This window comes from Candidatus Burkholderia verschuerenii (genome assembly GCF_001189365.1).
GTDB classification, from domain to species: domain Bacteria; phylum Pseudomonadota; class Gammaproteobacteria; order Burkholderiales; family Burkholderiaceae; genus Caballeronia; species Caballeronia verschuerenii.
The window spans coordinates 79437-96256 of the sequence record NZ_LFJJ01000002.1 but is presented as its reverse complement, the minus strand read 5'-3'; the positions used below and the strand labels follow the sequence as shown (position 1 = coordinate 96256).

General features: G+C 57.9%; 21 protein-coding genes. 3 read left to right on the top strand and 18 right to left on the bottom strand.

Translation table 11 applies throughout. The features are described from left to right. Nucleotides 1-98 precede the first annotated feature (98 nt). The 17 genes from BVER_RS01310 to BVER_RS01235 all read right to left on the bottom strand — a co-directional run bounded on the left by BVER_RS01310 (nucleotide 99) and on the right by BVER_RS01235 (nucleotide 11630). Nucleotides 99-380: a hypothetical protein gene (locus tag BVER_RS01310; protein ID WP_050451710.1), complete on the bottom strand. Its 282-nt coding sequence runs from the start codon at nucleotides 378-380 to the stop codon at nucleotides 99-101. Between the two features lie 2 nt (nucleotides 381-382). Further along, on the bottom strand, nucleotides 383-571 hold the full coding sequence (locus BVER_RS01305; protein ID WP_050451709.1) for a hypothetical protein: 189 nt from the start codon (nucleotides 569-571) through the stop codon (nucleotides 383-385). Between the two features lie 90 nt (nucleotides 572-661). Further along, nucleotides 662-958, bottom strand: a complete 297-nt coding sequence (locus tag BVER_RS01300) for a hypothetical protein (RefSeq protein WP_050451708.1) — start codon at nucleotides 956-958, stop codon at nucleotides 662-664. Nucleotides 959-974: 16 nt separating this feature from the next. Further along, entirely contained in the window at nucleotides 975-1187 is a 213-nt protein-coding gene (locus tag BVER_RS31105) for an XRE family transcriptional regulator (protein WP_157055882.1), read from the bottom strand. Further along, nucleotides 1150-1470: a hypothetical protein gene (locus BVER_RS01295; RefSeq protein WP_157055881.1), complete on the bottom strand. Its 321-nt coding sequence runs from the start codon at nucleotides 1468-1470 to the stop codon at nucleotides 1150-1152. The genes BVER_RS31105 and BVER_RS01295 overlap by 38 nt, the downstream gene beginning before the upstream one ends. Nucleotides 1471-1569: 99 nt before the next feature. After that, nucleotides 1570-1836: a hypothetical protein gene (locus tag BVER_RS01290; RefSeq protein WP_157055880.1), complete on the bottom strand. Its 267-nt coding sequence runs from the start codon at nucleotides 1834-1836 to the stop codon at nucleotides 1570-1572. A 1-nt stretch (nucleotide 1837) separates the two neighbouring features. Beyond that, nucleotides 1838-2167 carry a hypothetical protein gene (locus BVER_RS01285; protein WP_050451706.1) on the bottom strand — a complete coding sequence of 110 codons (330 nt, stop codon included), beginning with the start codon at nucleotides 2165-2167 and terminating at the stop codon, nucleotides 1838-1840. A 137-nt stretch (nucleotides 2168-2304) separates the two neighbouring features. Beyond that, nucleotides 2305-2535 (bottom strand): hypothetical protein, encoded by a 231-nt coding sequence (locus BVER_RS01280; protein WP_050451751.1) that lies wholly within the window; start codon nucleotides 2533-2535, stop codon nucleotides 2305-2307. 156 nt (nucleotides 2536-2691) lie between these two features. Continuing rightward, on the bottom strand, nucleotides 2692-3300 hold the full coding sequence (locus tag BVER_RS01275) for a hypothetical protein (protein WP_157055879.1): 609 nt from the start codon (nucleotides 3298-3300) through the stop codon (nucleotides 2692-2694). Between the two features lie 20 nt (nucleotides 3301-3320). Beyond that, the gene (locus tag BVER_RS01270; RefSeq protein WP_050451704.1) at nucleotides 3321-3836 is read right to left on the bottom strand and encodes a hypothetical protein; all 516 of its coding nucleotides are present in this window, start codon (nucleotides 3834-3836) and stop codon (nucleotides 3321-3323) included. Beyond that, complete coding sequence (locus tag BVER_RS01265; RefSeq protein WP_050451703.1) at nucleotides 3833-4909, bottom strand: hypothetical protein; 1077 nt, start codon at nucleotides 4907-4909, stop codon at nucleotides 3833-3835. Before BVER_RS01265 ends, BVER_RS01270 begins: the two co-directional genes overlap by 4 nt. A gap of 309 nt (nucleotides 4910-5218) precedes the next feature. Beyond that, the gene (locus BVER_RS01260; protein WP_157055878.1) at nucleotides 5219-5758 is read right to left on the bottom strand and encodes a D-Ala-D-Ala carboxypeptidase family metallohydrolase; all 540 of its coding nucleotides are present in this window, start codon (nucleotides 5756-5758) and stop codon (nucleotides 5219-5221) included. Then, a complete protein-coding gene (locus tag BVER_RS01255) occupies nucleotides 5758-8646 on the bottom strand; it encodes a type IV secretory system conjugative DNA transfer family protein (RefSeq protein WP_050451699.1) in 2889 nt (962 codons plus the stop codon). Before BVER_RS01255 ends, BVER_RS01260 begins: the two co-directional genes overlap by 1 nt. 36 nt (nucleotides 8647-8682) lie before the next feature. After that, complete coding sequence (locus BVER_RS01250) at nucleotides 8683-9702, bottom strand: thioredoxin fold domain-containing protein (RefSeq protein ID WP_083451998.1); 1020 nt, start codon at nucleotides 9700-9702, stop codon at nucleotides 8683-8685. Beyond that, nucleotides 9686-10801, bottom strand: a complete 1116-nt coding sequence (locus BVER_RS01245) for a secretion/conjugation apparatus DotM-related subunit (protein WP_157055877.1) — start codon at nucleotides 10799-10801, stop codon at nucleotides 9686-9688. Before BVER_RS01245 ends, BVER_RS01250 begins: the two co-directional genes overlap by 17 nt. Then, nucleotides 10786-11211, bottom strand: coding sequence for a lytic transglycosylase domain-containing protein (locus tag BVER_RS01240; RefSeq protein WP_050451695.1), 426 nt, complete (start codon nucleotides 11209-11211; stop codon nucleotides 10786-10788). The genes BVER_RS01245 and BVER_RS01240 overlap by 16 nt, the downstream gene beginning before the upstream one ends. Before the next feature lie 2 nt (nucleotides 11212-11213). Continuing rightward, complete coding sequence (locus BVER_RS01235) at nucleotides 11214-11630, bottom strand: hypothetical protein (protein ID WP_050451694.1); 417 nt, start codon at nucleotides 11628-11630, stop codon at nucleotides 11214-11216. 87 nt (nucleotides 11631-11717) lie between these two features. On the opposite strand from BVER_RS01235, the gene BVER_RS01230 reads away from it, so the two are divergent. From BVER_RS01230 to BVER_RS01220, 3 genes are all read left to right on the top strand, one after another. Continuing rightward, nucleotides 11718-12017, top strand: coding sequence for a hypothetical protein (locus BVER_RS01230; protein ID WP_157055876.1), 300 nt, complete (start codon nucleotides 11718-11720; stop codon nucleotides 12015-12017). A 261-nt stretch (nucleotides 12018-12278) separates the two neighbouring features. Next, nucleotides 12279-13196 (top strand): replication protein RepA, encoded by a 918-nt coding sequence (locus BVER_RS01225; protein WP_050451691.1) that lies wholly within the window; start codon nucleotides 12279-12281, stop codon nucleotides 13194-13196. A 1188-nt stretch (nucleotides 13197-14384) separates the two neighbouring features. Beyond that, nucleotides 14385-14618 carry a hypothetical protein gene (locus BVER_RS01220; RefSeq protein ID WP_050451689.1) on the top strand — a complete coding sequence of 78 codons (234 nt, stop codon included), beginning with the start codon at nucleotides 14385-14387 and terminating at the stop codon, nucleotides 14616-14618. Nucleotides 14619-14691: 73 nt separating this feature from the next. Here BVER_RS01220 and BVER_RS01215 read toward each other — a convergent pair whose 3' ends face one another. Then, nucleotides 14692-16812, bottom strand: a complete 2121-nt coding sequence (locus BVER_RS01215; RefSeq protein ID WP_050451749.1) for a DotA/TraY family protein — start codon at nucleotides 16810-16812, stop codon at nucleotides 14692-14694. Between the last annotated feature and the right edge of the window lie 8 nt (nucleotides 16813-16820).

Sequence of the window (16820 nt, the reverse complement as noted above, 5' to 3'; positions counted from 1 at the left end):
GAACATGCTGCACGGCGAGAGCACCGCGCCGCGCTCATGGGAAAACAAGGCCATGGATCTGCTCCGCTTTGTTGAGGTTATTTGGTCGCGCTTGACTCTCAGTATTCAAGTCCTGCCTTGCGAAGAAAGAAGCGCGCGCGCTCCCTCAACGCCTCGGCGCAATCCGGTCCTACGTCGTAAGGCCCCATGCTGTCCTTCTCGGGGATTCCGCCAAGATCGTGAAACTCCCCTCCGACGCGAAAATCCTGAAACACCTGCACGGGCTTGCCCTTGATCCTCTTTCCACACCGAAGACAACGCACGCCCCCACCGTTGCCCGGATTCGCGTTTTTGTTGCCCTCCAGAAAGAGCGGGGGCAAGCTCTTTTCATCTGCGTTCATGTTCAGCGAGCCTCCAACTTCACGGAGACTATAGTCGTCGTATCGGTGCCGCCGATTCCGCTGTTCACGAACCAGTCATGAGGCCCATCGTCCTCGATCCGTTGCCTGGCAGCGGCAGCGGATTCAGCCTCAACGACAACCTCCGCGTAGGTCACCCGCTTCAGTTTGATGCGGAATGTCTTGTCGGCCATGCGAATCCCCCTCTCGGTGGTGTCTTTTTGCCCAACTCATGCGGCAAATCGGTTTGAGGTTATTTGGTCGCGCTTGGACCTGCGGCGCTTTTAGCAGAGAACCGTTTCGGTCTCGCCGACCGGAACAGCACCGATGCGCTGCCACTGAAATTCATCTTCCGACGCAAGTTCGCGAACGCGTTCCTCGAACTCCTGACCCGATTCGAATTCTTGTCCCGACGCGATGATGCGCACCACCTGACGGGACTCGTCCAGCGGCGTCTCGGTCACGAACTCGTGCCCCTCGACCTCGAAATCGCCATGCAACGTGTCTTGCAACCGGTCGAGCGCGGCTCGCTTGTCGCCGTTCGGTTGATGAAAAAACAGCACTTCCAGAATGTCGTACATGAAGTTACTCGCTCAGTTAGTTTTCAATTAGGGCTTTCGGACACTTCGGCAAGCCGCGCAGAGCGTCGTCGTCGCGACGCTTACGGTCAACGTTGTTGATCGTGCGGCTGATGTACTCTTCCGAGAAACCCCACCACAACGCCAGGGCCTTGTTCGACCATCCCTTGCGCCGCAAAAGCTCTTTGGCCTCGTCAGGCGTCAGAACTGGATACGTCGTTGCCTGTTTCATTGGCTCCTATCAAATCGTCAACAATCAGCGCATGGAGCGCGATGATGCTCTGGCTGTAGTCCCGCAACCCTTCGCCTGCTGCGCCGAAGAGAACCGGCAATCTCACACCCGTCAACGTGTACACAACGGTCTCGTCTCCCGGAAAGCGATGCCGAACGACTCCGACCAGCTTCTCGCCTGAGAAGACGCCAACCGCCTTCCGCTTCATCAACATTCTCATCGTCTGATCGCCAAAGCCTGGGAGTCCATACAGATCCACTGGACCCACGCGATAAAGCGCCACGATTTCTCGTTCTGCATCAGAAAGCGCGCGAGGAATGGGCCAGCAGATCGGCTCATTCCTCCCAAACATCGTCACGTGATGTCGATTTCCCATTTGCAATCAGGCGTCGCCATCAGCACCGCAATACGCGCAGTAACAGCGTCCTTCGCCCATATAGCTCGAATCATCACCACCGTATGCCGTGCCCGTAAAGCTCCACGAATGGCCGCGTTCCGTCGCGCACTCGAACTGTTCGAGCGTGAGACCTTGGTCGTCGCGAAGCCAGCGAAAGACAGTCAGCGCGCGCGTGCAGGGATGCGCCGCGCGCTCGCGCGCATACATGCCCGCAATCGCGCCGAATTCAGCAGCTTGCAGAAGAGTACGCATATCAGCATCCCATCCGGCGTTCGGCAGCGACTTCAGCCGCGATTTCGCGAGCGGCGCGCGCGTCGGCTTCGCGCTCGCGCAGATACAACACGTACTCGCGTTTTTCTCCAAACGCCATGCACGACACATCCGGCACCTGCACCTTGCCAGCACCGCTGCACGGCTCACACATCACGTCATAGCCGCCACGCATGTACGTGTCTTGCTCATCGGACGACATTTCCGCCCACTCGCTCGATGTGATGCCATTCGAGAAGGCCGGATGTTCGACATGACCGTTGCCAGCGCAGCACTGGCAAATCTCCCATTTCAGATGACGCGTGCGAAACATGATTGGCTCCAGAGTGTGGACGATCAATTATTGATCTATAGATCAATCTAAGTCAATCTTATTTTTGATCTATAGATCAACAACTTTATTGAGGCCATCGAGCCGTTTTGTTCTGAGAGCGCGCGCGACTGCTCCGGCTATTGCAGTCGATATGTGCGGCTCTCGCTGACACGAACGTAGAATGCGGACCACGCCGTGGCGGCCAGGAGCGCGTGCAGTTGGGCTTCTGTCCCATCAAAGTACACACTCACGATCCCCCCCGACGTAACGCGATTCAGTTGCACGCCGGGAAGTACCCGCAACTGATCGAGCAGATCATCGGGAACAGAGGTCCGAAGACCGGGGCACAGCAGGCAGAATTTTTTCATCGTCATCTCCAGTGAGCACCATGCCCACACTCAGAGATGGCAACAGCATCGGCAAACCGGCAACGCGGTTACAAATTTCTTTGCGCCGACGCCAAAAATAGGAAAGCCCCGCGCATCACTCGACGCCGGGGCTTTGGGAAGTGCTGTTGTGCTGCGCTACAGGACGACTTCGATATCCGGGTGAAAGCGCGCGGACGCCTGCTCAATGTGAGAATAGCCCACTCGGAATGTGGTTGCCGTCAGCGGACGGTCGCTATATGCGGTAATCACGGGATGCGTTACCACATTGATGTGCGAAAACTGCTTCAACTTCAGCAGCCGAGGCAACAGGTCCGGCCGTCGAGCAACGAAGTCGGTTGGCCGGGACCAGTCGTATTGATTCTCAGCCGATTCCCCTTCGTCTTCCTTGACCCATTTCTTCCAATGCGCGGCGATCTCGGCAATCAGGCTCTTGGAAACCCGGAACAGATTGAGCACGTCATGCTCGGCCACGAGTTCGGGCGGCAGCACCTTGGGATAGATCGGTTGCGTGAACCCGACCAGAAGATCGATGACGATCATTTCAAGTCGCTTTGCATCGGCAAACTGACGAGCGTACATCATGCCGTCGAGGCGCTGATGCCCCGACAGGCCAGTCGTATAGCCACGTATCGATCGAGACAACGGCAATGTTATTTCCTGGACACTGATGCGTGCAGGCACGTTGCCGGGCTTATAGAAGAGCACCACAGTCACGTCGATACCAGGGCGCTTCGTTTTTATCATCACCCCTCCCCTAACTTTCTTTAGCTCTCACGACGCCACGATCCCCGCGACAGCGGGTCACGAACGCCTGCGCGTTCCGCGACCTCCATCGCTACGCTTTCGAGCACGTTTCGCTTCTTCTTGCCCGACTCCGTGTGTAAGCGGTCCAATGCCTCCAGCAGGCGCTCAACCGGCTTGCTCACGTTTCCTTGCCCATTCACCCAACGGTAAACCGCTGCCGCCTCGCGGCCCGTTGCCCCCGCGAAGCTTTTCTTGTCCTTCGGGTTGTCCGGGTCGTAGCCCAAGCTGACCATGCGCTGTCTGATATCAATTACTCGCGTAATCGGCATCGTTTCGGGATGCCGCTCGTAGAGCGTGAGAAGCGCACAAACCGTTGCGTCCTCAACCTCTTTGTCCGGCCTCTTCTGAAGCTCCGCCCACGTCGCGCGCTGCAAACCGAGCAGTTCGCATGCGGCGCTAATGGTCAGGCCGTATTTAGTCCGCCACTTTTCGAGATCAAGTGACCGGATCGGTCCTTCCTTTAATTTTTGACTCATAGTTTCAGGCCGGGCTTGGAAGCCCTGTCTTTCTTGAGGAAGTCGCCCAGGTCATCCCCATGCGCGTCCGCCTCCAATTCAAATTCCGATTCGTCGCTCAGCGCAGCGTCAACGACGACGGATTGGGCGATTTCCTGCACCGCCTCCCGCTCGATGACACCCTGCTCCACAAGCAGATCCACCGCCCCCGCAACAGCAGGCGACAAAGGTTGACCTTCCCCTGGAGTGTAGTCAGCAGGAACAATCGAATCCGACGATTGACGGTAATCCGCCATCGAAACGACATTTGCCGATGCAGGCGCGGATGCCACCGATGCGCCACTTTCGGGCATCGCGTCTGCCGGCTGCGCGGCGACCGCTTCCGCCTTGAAGAGGAATTCCGTATCGAGTCCCTGTGCGGCAACCACGGCAGCGAGTTCCTCGCGCGTGTAAGCTCCGGCTTCCATCGCCCGAGTGCAAATCATGCCGCGCGCCTTGGCGAGCGCTGCCAATGCCGTCTCCAACCGTTTCAACTCGGCGACATGCCCCCGAATCTCGCTGTTGGGATCTACCCGGTCTGCGATTGCACCCCCACCACTCTCGAGATCGGCCCGAAACAGCGTCAGGGCCGTTTCCTTGTCCATCCCATATTCGTGGGCAAACGGCTCGATCATTTCCTCGATCTGACGGCGAAGCTCAACGCGAACCTCCCGCATCTGGCGTGTGTCGCCAAAGTTCTGCTGCAAGAGCACGCGAAATGCCTGACGACGGCCAAGCTCGGGCATCGCCAAGGCCGCCTTCAAAGAGTTCGGAAGCGTATCGCCGACCGCCACGTTGACCATCTCATCGATGGTCTGCCGGATACGATCCAGACTGGATTCTGGCAATCCGTCGATCACGAGTTCCTGATCGGTCTCGGACATGACCGGTCCCTGACTGCCCTGCGGCGATACCGCAAAGCCATCTGGACGACTATTGTCTGCCGTCGATGACGCGAAGAACTTGGAGGGGAGGATTGCCCGGCATATGCGGGCTAAGAACTGCCTGATTGCGGCGATCAGGCGCAGAAACAGACCGTCATCGTCGGAAGCCACGCCAGGCGCGGCTTGTGCCCGCGCTGACAGTGCTGACTTGTTGACGTGGAGTGCTCCACCCACGAGGGTTGTGATCGGTTTCTGACTGAAAAAGGACGGTGCCGAGGTTGCGCCGCCAGGAATTGGACCTTGTCCCGCAACACTGGAAACCATACGGTACTCCGTTGTGGATTATGTATCGCATTGATTATACGCATCTAAGGGTGCGTTGCACATAATCCGTAAGGAGGTAATTTCCCGCAATATTTTGTATGACCTGAACGTGCGCCACCGCACCAATGGCACGGGAAACGTTTGCGAACCGACCCTCTACTTCGAGCGCCAGAAAACCACTCGGCCCCGCACGTCGGTATGGGTGAAATTTCGCATGTAAAAGCCGACTCCGCCCTGCTGGGAGAGGTACGCCAGTCGCCCCATGTACTCGCTTGATACGGATGGCGAACTGAAGTCGCCCGCGCGGAACACCATGTTGGAATCCGGGAGGTGATAGGAAGCAAGCGCCCCTTCGTAGTAGTCGTTTGTCGCCTTGGTTCTTAGTCCAGAATGGATGTCAAACCGTGCATGCGTCCCGTAGGCCGCAAGCCACGCCTGCATCCACGACCACTGCTGAAGAAGCGACCAGGCGGGCGTACCAACGACTCCGGCCTTCACATCGCGTAGCATCCATGAGATCGCCCGGAATCCGTCGTCGGTCGAGTAGTCGATCGTGGCTTCGTCTGCGCCTCGACGGACCCACAGCAGCGTCGGTACGGCTTGGCCTGCCTGCACGCTCGCCTTCACGGGCGAAACCAATGGAGCCAGTGCCGCAGCGGCCGCGAACGCCTTGCAAAAGTCTCTTCGTGCGATCATCACTTCACCCTGTTTGCCGACCGGCTGATCGTTGCCTCGATGTTGCTGAACATACTGTCCAGATCCGCTTCGGACATTTCGTCCACCGACTTCGTCCACTTCAGTTGAGCGGAGATCTCGGCCTCGGTAGTCTTCATCGACTCCACCGGATTCTCACTGCCGAGAGCCTCCTCGATCTTCACCAACGTTTCAGCCGTTTTCTCCGTGAATCCGATCACCACCTCTTTTGCATGCCGCTCGCCCACGTTGGCCGCGAGCACCGAATCAAGATCCGCTACCACCTCCTCCGCAAACGCTCCAGCAGACGGCTGCTCTTCCGGCTGCGCAGCCGGCTCGGTTTCCGCCTTATCGCCCACCGTGGAGGCACCCGCTCCGCTATCGGCCTCGGGAGACTGAAAACGCCGCAGGAAGGCATCCAGATCGTCGTCCGCTGCCGGCGTACCGCCCATCGGATCAGACGCCGGTTCGGCTCTCTTCATCCCGGCCGACGACTCTCCGCTCGCGGGCAAGGCGGCCTCGCCCGCGTCATAGTCAGGCGGCACGAATGTTGATGGATCAGCCTGCTTTGCGTCAGACGGTGCCTCAGTAAATTGCCGCACCAGATCCTCAAAGGATTCGCCTTCCTTCGCTTTCTCCTGCAACGGCGGATCGTGATAGACCGGATTGCGCGCGCCGTCCGGCAACGAATGCTCGCCCTTGGCAGCCCGAGCAAACGCCATTGGCGCGTCTTCCTCAGCTTGAACTTCCATGGGCGGCGCATCATCGAGCGTCGATGGATCGACCTCGATCGGCTCCCAATAGCGCCCGGCCTCGTCCGCCTGGTGTTTGCGCATTGCCGCGACGGCCGCGACGTAATAGGCAATGCCGCGATTAACCGCCGTCTCGTTCGGGTTGTGAGACTCAATGGCGTGGTACGTATCGAGCAACGCATCGACAATGGGGTCGATCGTTCCAATGTAGGTAGGCGCTCGTCCGAGCCGGATCTTCTTCATGATCCGATCGATCGTCGTAAAGCGGGCATCCGCCTGGTCAATCGGCTTCAGCTTGTCGGTCAGATCCTCGCGGTTCGGCCGGTTCACCTGAAGGAAGCGGTTAAGTCTGAAAGGCAAGTCGGAAAACTTGGTCGAATGGAACCACGTGAAGCTGCGTGCTCGCGTCACCTGATCCTTGAAGATCAGGACGCCCTGCATCTCCTTGAGGGCTTTCAACTCCTGCAATTCGATGCGATCGCGCCGCTGGATCGAACCAGTAAGGTTCTGCCTGTAGCTCGTGGAGGTGAAGTTGTTCACTGACCCCTCGAAGGAACCAGTCTCGACGGTGATTGCCTGACCGGCGACCTTCTTGAAGACATCGAGCGTCTTATCGGGATCTTCGAGTGCCAACGTGTACTTGATCTTCGTGTTGGCAATCATCGAATCGACTTCTTCCTTGTTCTCTCCCTTTGCCATCGCGGCAATGTCCTGCCCTGCCGCGATCATCATGAAGCCAAGGCTTCGGGCCTGCGCGAACATGAGCGCGATGCCTTCAGCGAAGTAGTATCCGAGTTCGTCCATCGTGATGATGTACGGTGCCGGAGACTTCGTTGCCTTCGTGTCGATGATGTCCTTATACGTTCCTTCGAGCCTGTGCCCGAGGTTCATGGCCATCATCAACCGGATGCTCGACACAACGAGCTTTCCGAGGTTTGCTGCCTCCTGAGACGATTTCTCCAGCGTCGGAATCATCACCACGAGAATGCGCCGGTTCAGCAGCACATCCATCATGTCTACTTCGGAATACTTATCCTTGAAGATGTACCCGTAGGTGTCCATCAACATCGACAGCGTACGGGCATACTGGCCGGTCAGGTATCCGTGCTGGTCCCACACCGTCTGATCCCACTTGTCAGGCTTGTCCGCCTGATCTGGCTTGAAACCCGGCAAGCCAGTTTCCAGATACGCCTTGATCGGCAGGAATGCAAACTCAGGAATCTCGCCTTTCTTACCCTTCAGGTAAAGCTTCACCAGATTCGGAAGCGCGAGGTATTCCCGGATCACCCCGATCGAAAGTGTGATGTTGCCAACTGCGCGCTCGTAGCACAGCGTCCGAATGAGCGCGTCCATCATGTTGACGGCCTTCTGCTGCCACTGCGCGCCGTCTCCGCTCGCCTTGGGCAGAAGTGACGACGAAAGCTGCGACAGAAAGTCCGGTCCACCCTCGAACCATGGATTCGTGCCGTTCGAAGTCTTTTCAGTGGATTTCTTCTTCTTGTACGGGTCCGCTCCGCCCGTCATGAAGTTCAGGACGAGGTAGTCATCTTCACGCCCAACGCGCCGACAGAGCGACCACACCGCCGCGTGCAGACTCGAATCGGCCTTACCGTCTGAATAGAAGAAGCCAGATCCCCACGCAAGAGCGTTGAAACACAAACTGAGCAACGTGACGGTCTTGCCCGAGCCGGTGGTTCCCATCAACAGCATATGGGTCCGGGCGTCGGAGTTGGTCACCCATAGCTCTTTGAGGTGTTCAGCCCTGTCGATCGAACGCTGATTCCCGATGTAGATAATGCCGTCTGCCTCGTTCCGCTCGACAATCTCACCCTTCCCCTTCGGATTCGGCTTCTCCACATCGAGCGACGGATCGATACCGCCCAAGTCCTTTGGGTAGCGCATTGGCATCTCGTGTCGCTGCCACGAGAACCAGATCTGCAAAATCACCATGAAAATGGTGATCGGCAACCAGACGAAAGCCAAAACGCACGCCAGCACCGCCATGGCGATCTGGAAGCGCGCATACGTGCGCGGGTGCGTCAGCGACCCGCCGACACGGTCAAGGAACGTGCGCGGGTCTAACGTGATACGCCGTTGCGATAGTTCCTGGCGTTGCGAGGTGCCGTATTGTTGTGCCATGCGCCGGTCGATTCGTGTCGGTTGCTCGCGCGGGTCTTACTTCTCTGCTGCTTGCAGACGGATCATCTTTGCGGGTGCCCCTTCAGGGAAGATGAACCCCGTCCCACTGACGACGCGCGGCGTCGAGTTGAAGCCGAGTCGCTCGAACTGCTGCATGTTCGCCTTCACGCCGGTGTAGCCATTGAGGCAATCGCTGCCATCCCGCGATACCGCCCCTCCAAGCGCGCTAACCCACGCGCCTTGCTGGTCCTTCGCGCACAGCGCAGCCGCCGCCTTGCCATGGTCATCACCCTGATATGCAACCGGCAGCACGTAGACAGAAAAGTCCTTTGCCAGATCAGTGATGTGCGACTCGAACTGCTTGCAGGCAGGACAGTTCGGGTCCGAGTACACATACAGAGTCTTCTCGGGCGGCTGGTTGTCCAACCCGAAGTGGATCGACGCCATCTGAGACACGGCGGCCACGTCGGCCGAGCGAGTCGTATCCACAAGAGTCGCGGAGGCACTTCCCGCAGGTTGCGTCATGCCCTGTTGCGAAAGGTTCCGGCTCGCCTGCGTGCCGTTCATCGTTCCTGCGGCTCGCATAATCGCATTCAGCGCTTCCAGCGAACCGTTGTGCGAGTCAAGGTAGCGCACCATTGCCATGCCCACAGCGAGCACGATAAACGGCACACCAACGTATCTTAAGAAGGTGCGCCAAGCGCGCTTGCGCCGCTCGTTGACAACGTATCGACGTAGCGATCGATGAACCATCGACCATGCCGCCTCTGCGTCGTCCTTCGTATTAAAGCGCTCCAGGATCACGATCTTTTCGTCCCCGGCAACCTCGCTGACGAAAGTCAACGCATGCATTGCGTCGCTTTCTTCGCCATCTTTCGGCTGCGCCGACGACACCATGAAAGCGCCCGTCGCTGCCGCATCACCGCTTGCATACCTGGTACGCGAAACCGCCTTGATGAAACCTGTCTGCATGAACGACAAAAACACTGTGCCCTCCGGCTCCACCAACACGCAATCCTTCGGCATCGGAGCGTTTCTCTCAAGACTTAGTTTCATTTGGATTCCTCAGTGTAAATTCGTTTTTCGTCGGCGCGTCAAGGATGCCCGTCTCTTCCAGGTACTGCTGAATACCATTGATCGCGTCATCGACGTGCGGCTCAGTGAGCACGCAGTTGTTGTCCCACGCCACTTCCTCAGCCTGCATCTGGTTGAAGACGCCTGCCGACTCCATGAATGGAACCTTCCGGCCGGCAGTGTTCAACGGATACCAAAGTGCGCGGTCTAACGGCTTCAACCAAATGAAGTTAGACGACGGCAGAACGCCCATCTGTCTGGACTCGATAAGCAAAGCCATCAGGAGCGTCCTTGGGTACGGATGCTTCATAAGCCATTTCTGTGCGGGCTTCGCACTCGCACACCGCGCGAATGCTTCACGCGCCAATGCGAAATTCGGCCGCGACTTCACGTTGATCGCGCTGTAATTGAGTGCATCAATCAATGCCTGCGACGCCTTCGTGTCCTTGAAGAAAACACGCAACCCGAAGATCGCGAACAAGGCTTTCTCGTGGGCCTTTAGCTTCGCCAGTGATGTGATCGACTTTCCTAGCTGCTTCACCAACAGATCTCTCGTCCGCTCGATCTCCAGCCGCTCATTGACGATCAAGCCGTGCTCCGCGACCCACTCCTCGGGATGCATGGATGAGGCCCACTCAGGTGAAGGGTCGTCAGTCAGATCGCGCAGAAGAATCGGCGCGACAGCCGAGAAGGATTTGCTCTGCACTTCGAGCAGCGACTGAACCGTATGGACTCGCGTCGCGAGAACGATTGGATGCCGCAAAGCCTTCCAGGCGATCCACGCGCTCATGCCGATCGGAATCACCACATAGAACGCGCCGATCTGCCACCCAAGAATGAACACCTCCTTGAACGTCATCACCCGCGCGTAACGGAAATAGAGAACCAGCCGCCCTTTCAACTCGTCGGCCGTCCCCGAGAGATACGAAATCGGCATGACTTCGTATGCCTTCCAGATCAGCAGCCTTTGCGTGATCACCTCATGTTTGAGATGCCACATCATCACCAATGCACAGCCTATGATGATGGCCGAGAGGATAAAGATTGGAGCAGAACTACGGTTGCTTACCTGATCTGGCATCCGAACCTCTCCGCTTCAGTAGCAACTTTTCTCACATACCGATCGTGTTCGCCCGGTGTCCGGCTGTGGTAGTTACCGACGCCCGTCCAGAAGTCACCGGACGCATTGATCTCGTATCGGATGATGTACGCGGCACCATTCACGGCGAGGCACGCGTTGTCCGCGAACTGCGTCGCAGAAATGCCGAAGTTCCGCTGAAAATAGTTGGTCCACACGGTGTTGATTTGCGTCACACCATAGTCTTTCGTGCCGTTCCGGTTCGCACGCACGAGTCCGGGACTGAGAGCGCCCGACGACTCCGTTTCATGGACTGCGCGCAGAATGCAGGAAGGCACGGCGTACTTCTGCTCCGCCTGCGCAACGCACGCTTCAAACGTTTGTTCCTGCACAGGGAAAGGGATGTATGGCATCGCTATTGCCTCGCTTCGATTTCGGCAATGCACGCGAGCACGTTCTCGATCTTCTCGGGGCTGAAGATCATGGCGTACTCACCGCCCTTGCGAATCAGATCAAGCCGTTGGTTTGCTTCCGGCAACGTCTCGATGTGATGCGGCCACTTCATCTCGATCTCGATTGCAACCGGGATCGCTTCGCTAAACGGAACCAGCCGGAAAAACGCGTTCAATTCTTCATGACACGCCTCCATCTGGTCCCGATCCATCGCGCGGACGATCTCCACCATGCGAGCAGCCGCAGACCGGACAGCCTTGGTCGGCTTCGCCGTGTCATACCCATGCGCGTCATCAATTCGGCGCGCGACCATCCGCCCGACCTCGGAGGTGATCAGGTCGATCAGATCGCTGCGCGGGTTTCCAAGGCCACGGACCATTGTGCTAGGATCGGTTTTAGTAATTGCGTATAGTATCGACGATACGTAATCACGTCAATTTTTTGCCTACCAGTCAAGGAGGTTCTGGTGAATGCCCCGATCAAACCCAAGCTGAAGCCCCGCCCCGCCGAGCCAGCCAATGCTCCATCGACACCGATCGTCAGGCCGTCCGCAGTTGCGCGACTCGCTGTGTCCGAACTGGAAAGCGGCGAAACGGAAGGGCTGAACCACCTCGCCACACTTGGCGGCCTCGGTCTTCTCGCCGAGCTAGCGCATGCAGGCGAGCACATTGCCGGGTCATCGCAAACGGTCGTGGCCGACAACACCACGCGGGCCATCGACCCTCGTGACCAGATCGACCCGCGCAAGCGCTTCATTCCGCGCTGACCAGCGAAACGCGGTCTCTTCCCCGCCCTCGTTCCCGAAAAAACAACACACAATAGAATGGCCGCGCTCCGGGCGCGCGGCCCAAGCCGCGCATGCGATCGCGCTGTCCCGTGGTCCGTCATCCCGGCCGACAACCCGCAATCCCTTGGCGATTCGTAGTTGTTTGACGTATGATCTTCCTTGACATAATGAAATATCTTTCGTAGATTCCGTATCGTTGTATCTATACGTAATCTTTGAGCCGCCTCGGGAGCATTGCTCATGTCCGAAACCACTTCACTTGCACGTCAAAGCGTCAATCGCAGCGCCAAGATCATCGACACGTCCACGGAGATTCTCTCCGCAGAGCCTCGGGACGACGAAAAGGCTTTCGGCGCAAAGTGCCTAGTCTCGGCTTCGCTTCCGTACCGTAATCCCAAGCCCGAACAGCTTACTAACGGAGCTTGGGTTCGCAAGAACGGCGACTACACCCTTTGGATTCAGGGCGATCCTCTTAAAGGCATCCCCTTCGGCACGTATCCACGCCTGTTCGTTATCTGGCTGACTTCAGAGGCCGTTCGCACGGGCAGCCGACGCATCAGCACAGGCGGTAACTTCGCCGAGTTTTGCCGCAAGCTCAATATTGACCGCAGCAGAGGAAAGAATGGAGCCGGCCGCCGTCTTATCGACCAGGCAGACCGCCTTCTCAACGCGCGGGCGGCATTCATCACCGGCGACCTGGACACGGCGCGAATGAAGAAGACCGACCTCCTTCAATTCGCCGAAGACTTCACGCTGTTTTTCGATCAGAACGACAACGAACGCCAGGATTCGCTCTTCCAGAGCGAAATCATTCTTACCGACAAGTTTTTTCAAGAAATCACGGCTCATTGCATTCCGCTGGACCTTCGTGCCGTTCTTGCGTTGCAGCAATCGCCGCTCGAACTGGACATTTATCAGTGGCTCGCGTACCGCATGTTCTCGCTGAAAAGCTCCTCGCGTCCAACTTGGCAGCAACTCTACAACCAGTTCGGCTCCAGCTACGGGCGTCTACGCGACTTCCGCGCCGACTTCCTTAAGGCGCTCAACTCGGTCAAAGCTGTCTACCCACGCCTCAATGTGGACTACAGCGATAGTGGTCTCATTCTCCTTCCGTCGCCCACCCCCGTCGCACCCCGCCTCGAAGTCGTCAACGGCTGACTCACCGCGCCCGTAGTGAGGTTATTTGGTCGCGCTCTGCGCGACTCGTTCCCCATTGTCGGCCAGTTCCGCAGCGCCTTTCTCGCGTAAGCGGGCACTCACCCCCCTTTTTCCCATCCGCGCAAGCGAGCGCTCACCTCCGGTTGTCTGAGGTTATTTGGTCGCGCCTACCCGATGAGGCGTCAACGACGCATATACGACGCAAGCACGACGCAAAGCCTTGACTTGACGTTTTGAGGTTATTTGGTCGCGCCTCCGCTTGGCCAAGCACGAATCACGAGGTTATTTGGTCGCGCCTGACGCCAACGAGGTTATTTGGTCGCGCTTCTGCTGAGGTTATTTGGTCGCGCAGCAATCTCCGAGGTTATCTGGTCGCGCTTGGGGTGATTTGGTCGCGCTGAGGTTATCTGGTCGCGGTCCCTTGAGGTTATTTAGTCGCGCATGTTTTTGTGGATAACCCCTGTGGATAGTCCGATTTATGCAGGGTTATTTGGTCGCGCGATTTGGAGTTATTCGAGGTTAATTGGTCGCGCATTTGGGGTGAACTGGTCGCGGGTGTGGGGTTAATTGGTCGCGCCCATGAGGTTAATTGGTCGCGCTTATCGCCAGCAAACCCATGCCAGTATTGGTTTTCCGGCGTTCCCAAGTAGTTTACGCCTATAGGTTTACCCTGTCGGTTTACAAGTATTTATTTCTATTCAATTAATAAGGCTCAGTTTTCCGTGGATAAGTTTGTGGTCTGCTGGCCTATGGATTTGTGGACAGCCCTGCTTCGCAGGGTTCCCTCCTAACCGCTACGCGGTTCCCTGTTGACAAGGATGGACAACCCTTCGGGTTGACCACCCCTTGCCAACAGGTCGTCGGCTGTCGCACAAGTCCACAGGCTTCGACTACGAGTGAGATAGAAAACCTTGAACACCGATCGCTCGATGGTAGGAGGGCGCAACTTGAGTGAGCCAACAGAACGCGCTGTAGGCCGATCCGAGCCGTGTCCGAATGCCAATGAGTGTCCAATGTGCTCCGAGGGCCGCCTGAGACGTTCTACGCAGCGTATGGGCGATACGCAACGGCACGACTTACCGGGATTTGCCAAATTCAATGTTGCGAGGTCCGAAAACCTTGCGCTATAGTTCAAATCAAGCCGGCTATTCGGCGCATCGCAGGAGCGAAAAATGGACGCAGTGATTTTTGGTCGGGCACAGGCATCGCAGCGCAGAGCAGTGGAAAGCCTACGCCGAAAACCTTGAGCGTCAGCTTCGCATCAGCCAGGCAAACGCGGCCGGGTTGGAGGCGTTGAAAGACGCGGCCATCAAGGAACTCGCCCGCGTGGACCCGCGTAGCTATCTGCTCGTGCAGCAGAACCGGCAACGGATCTTCGACGGTGGTTTCAACCCCGTCGCTAACGGTAAGCGCGCAGCGTAACCGTCAGGCCGTTGAAGAAGTGAAAAAAGCCCGCGTAAGCGGGCTTTTCATTTATCGGCGAGGCGCGGAAGCGCTACACCTCCATCTTACCCACAGGCGCAGTGGCTGACGGTCCTGCGGGTGTGCCTGGCCCACCTCCGCCGAGCGACGTTCCAAGCCCACGAGCATTGCTGCCGCCGTGCCCGACGCCTGTACCGAAGAGCCGGTTCACACGATCCTCCAGTTCCGGCATCCGCGAGGCCATCTGACCGCCGACCCACGAGAACACCTGATCAGGGACGATGTGGATCAGGCTGAACGTGCTGTTGCACAACGTTTGGCACATCCCGACGTACAACACAATGTAGCCAATGATGCTCACGAGGCCGGTCGTGGAGTCGTATTGAGCATTCTGCATGGCGACGCCGAACATCGTGTTCAGCAGTGTGCCAAGCACGACGATGCCGGCTCCCGCGAGGACGAAGCCGATCTCCATGAATACCGGCCTGAACATCACGTTGAGCAGGAAGATGTAGCCGTGCGTCGGCCGCTGGCCCATGCCCTCCCCTTCACCGTCAAGGTGCGTCATCGCCCATAGCGGCGAAGCGACCATCGACTCGCCGACTACGGCGTACCACGACAAAACGCCGCTGAACCAGATGATGAACGGAAGCATCGGAATGTAGATCGACAGCATCGCGCCAAAAAAGAACAACGTGATGCACATGATCACGACAAACGGTGCCAACGCATCGAGCACACCTTTTGCTGCGCCCTTGGCTGCACCGAGCATGCCTCCAGTTGCCACGTCGCCGACCACGCCTATCAGCTTTCCTACGTTGGAGTCAGAAGCACCCTCCAATCCCTTCCAGACGGCGTATGCACCGAGCGCGGTCCAACCGGCGTCGAGGATATAGTCGCCGAGGTTTTTCATGCCGATGAGCGGATTTGTCGAGCCTGCCGGACCTTGCCCGGAATTCAGGTTGATAGCCATCTGCACGATCTGCTGACCAGGGAAGATCTTCGAGAGGAAGTTCTTCGGGTCCGTCGTCCCCGTCGTCAGGTTGCTCACCAGGCTCTGCGTCGTTGAGGTTGAGGCGTCCTGCTGGTTCTGCTGCGCATAGGTCGCGCTCACCTTCCGGTATAGCTGCGGGTACGGCATGTTGTCGGCATCAGTTCCCGGCACAGCGGCGGCCGTCGCGTTCGCGAGCGTCGTCACTTGCGAGTTTGCCTGCGCAAAGGTCTGATACCACGCGCCCATCATGATCCAGCCGTCGCGTTGAAGGTTCGATTGGATCACGCTCGCGAGTCCGCTGATTGCGGTCGAGGAATTCGATATCGCCTGCGAAATCGTGGTCTGGTACTGGAGCGCGGCCTGATTGATAGTGTTCTGCGGATCTGCCGGCTGAGTCTGTCCGTTCACAGACGACACGTAGGCTTGCGCAGCCGCAGACAACGTGGACTGAAGCGTGCTCAGGGCATTTTGATGCGCGCTGAGCATCTGCGAGTAGATCGATCCGGGGTCGAGCGAATAAACCGCCATTCCATCATACGAGGGAAGCGTCGGCGGTTGCGTAATGTCGATCTCCGCACCGCCGCACGAGAGGCCGCGCTGGTTCATGAGCACGACCTTGTTGCTCGTTGTGATCGCGGTGAAATTCTCGGCCGGATCGACGGACACGCCACTATCGTTCGGCATGTTGGCGATCGCCGTATTAGCCGCCTGCGCGCAAAGGTTCGCTTCGAAGAGCGCCTTCGCCAGTGTGGTCGCCTGCGGCGAAGCTGGCGTCGCGATCATCGACCCGCCGCTGTTGAGCACTGAAACCGCCGCGTCGAGTGACAGGTTCGCAATGCCCACCCCGAGCATCGTTCCCCACAACATCACCATCTGCGCGCCGCAATACCCGCCGAAGATAGGCACCAGGCCTGTAAAGCCGACTCCCAGGCGGATGATGAACCAGGGCGACGACTTCTTCTGCCCCATGAACTCGCCGTCCTGGCCGGTCGCGATCATTGCAGAGCCAAAGTGATACATGGCCCAAATCGCACCGACCGCAAGCATGCACGAATTCAGCACAAGGAACAGTTGTGCAATCATGCCGCCCGCACCGCCACCGGACGCAAGCGGGTTGTGTACGACCGACCCGTAGACCAGTTCCAGCAGCGACATCGACTTGTCGCCGCTGCGATTTGCCGCGTTCTGAATGTCGCCCATGGAAACAG

What these genes read in the sequence shown, in the direction of transcription:
- BVER_RS01310 (WP_050451710.1), bottom strand. Translation starts at nt 380, where the DNA reads ATGAACGCAGATGAAAAGAGCTTGCCCCCGCTCTTTCTGGAGGGCAAC.
- BVER_RS01260 (WP_157055878.1), bottom strand. Translation starts at nt 5,758, where the DNA reads ATGATCGCACGAAGAGACTTTTGCAAGGCGTTCGCGGCCGCTGCGGCA.
- BVER_RS01250 (WP_083451998.1), bottom strand. Translation starts at nt 9,702, where the DNA reads ATGAAACTAAGTCTTGAGAGAAACGCTCCGATGCCGAAGGATTGCGTG.
- BVER_RS01225 (WP_050451691.1), top strand. Translation starts at nt 12,279, where the DNA reads ATGTCCGAAACCACTTCACTTGCACGTCAAAGCGTCAATCGCAGCGCC.
- BVER_RS01235 (WP_050451694.1), bottom strand. Translation starts at nt 11,630, where the DNA reads ATGGTCCGTGGCCTTGGAAACCCGCGCAGCGATCTGATCGACCTGATC.
- BVER_RS01255 (WP_050451699.1), bottom strand. Translation starts at nt 8,646, where the DNA reads ATGGCACAACAATACGGCACCTCGCAACGCCAGGAACTATCGCAACGG.
- BVER_RS01270 (WP_050451704.1), bottom strand. Translation starts at nt 3,836, where the DNA reads ATGAGTCAAAAATTAAAGGAAGGACCGATCCGGTCACTTGATCTCGAA.
- BVER_RS31105 (WP_157055882.1), bottom strand. Translation starts at nt 1,187, where the DNA reads ATGAAACAGGCAACGACGTATCCAGTTCTGACGCCTGACGAGGCCAAA.
- BVER_RS01290 (WP_157055880.1), bottom strand. Translation starts at nt 1,836, where the DNA reads ATGCGTACTCTTCTGCAAGCTGCTGAATTCGGCGCGATTGCGGGCATG.
- BVER_RS01305 (WP_050451709.1), bottom strand. Translation starts at nt 571, where the DNA reads ATGGCCGACAAGACATTCCGCATCAAACTGAAGCGGGTGACCTACGCG.
- BVER_RS01285 (WP_050451706.1), bottom strand. Translation starts at nt 2,167, where the DNA reads ATGTTTCGCACGCGTCATCTGAAATGGGAGATTTGCCAGTGCTGCGCT.
- BVER_RS01300 (WP_050451708.1), bottom strand. Translation starts at nt 958, where the DNA reads ATGTACGACATTCTGGAAGTGCTGTTTTTTCATCAACCGAACGGCGAC.
- BVER_RS01280 (WP_050451751.1), bottom strand. Translation starts at nt 2,535, where the DNA reads ATGAAAAAATTCTGCCTGCTGTGCCCCGGTCTTCGGACCTCTGTTCCC.
- BVER_RS01240 (WP_050451695.1), bottom strand. Translation starts at nt 11,211, where the DNA reads ATGCCATACATCCCTTTCCCTGTGCAGGAACAAACGTTTGAAGCGTGC.
- BVER_RS01245 (WP_157055877.1), bottom strand. Translation starts at nt 10,801, where the DNA reads ATGCCAGATCAGGTAAGCAACCGTAGTTCTGCTCCAATCTTTATCCTC.
- BVER_RS01275 (WP_157055879.1), bottom strand. Translation starts at nt 3,300, where the DNA reads ATGATAAAAACGAAGCGCCCTGGTATCGACGTGACTGTGGTGCTCTTC.
- BVER_RS01215 (WP_050451749.1), bottom strand. Translation starts at nt 16,812, where the DNA reads ATGGGCGACATTCAGAACGCGGCAAATCGCAGCGGCGACAAGTCGATG.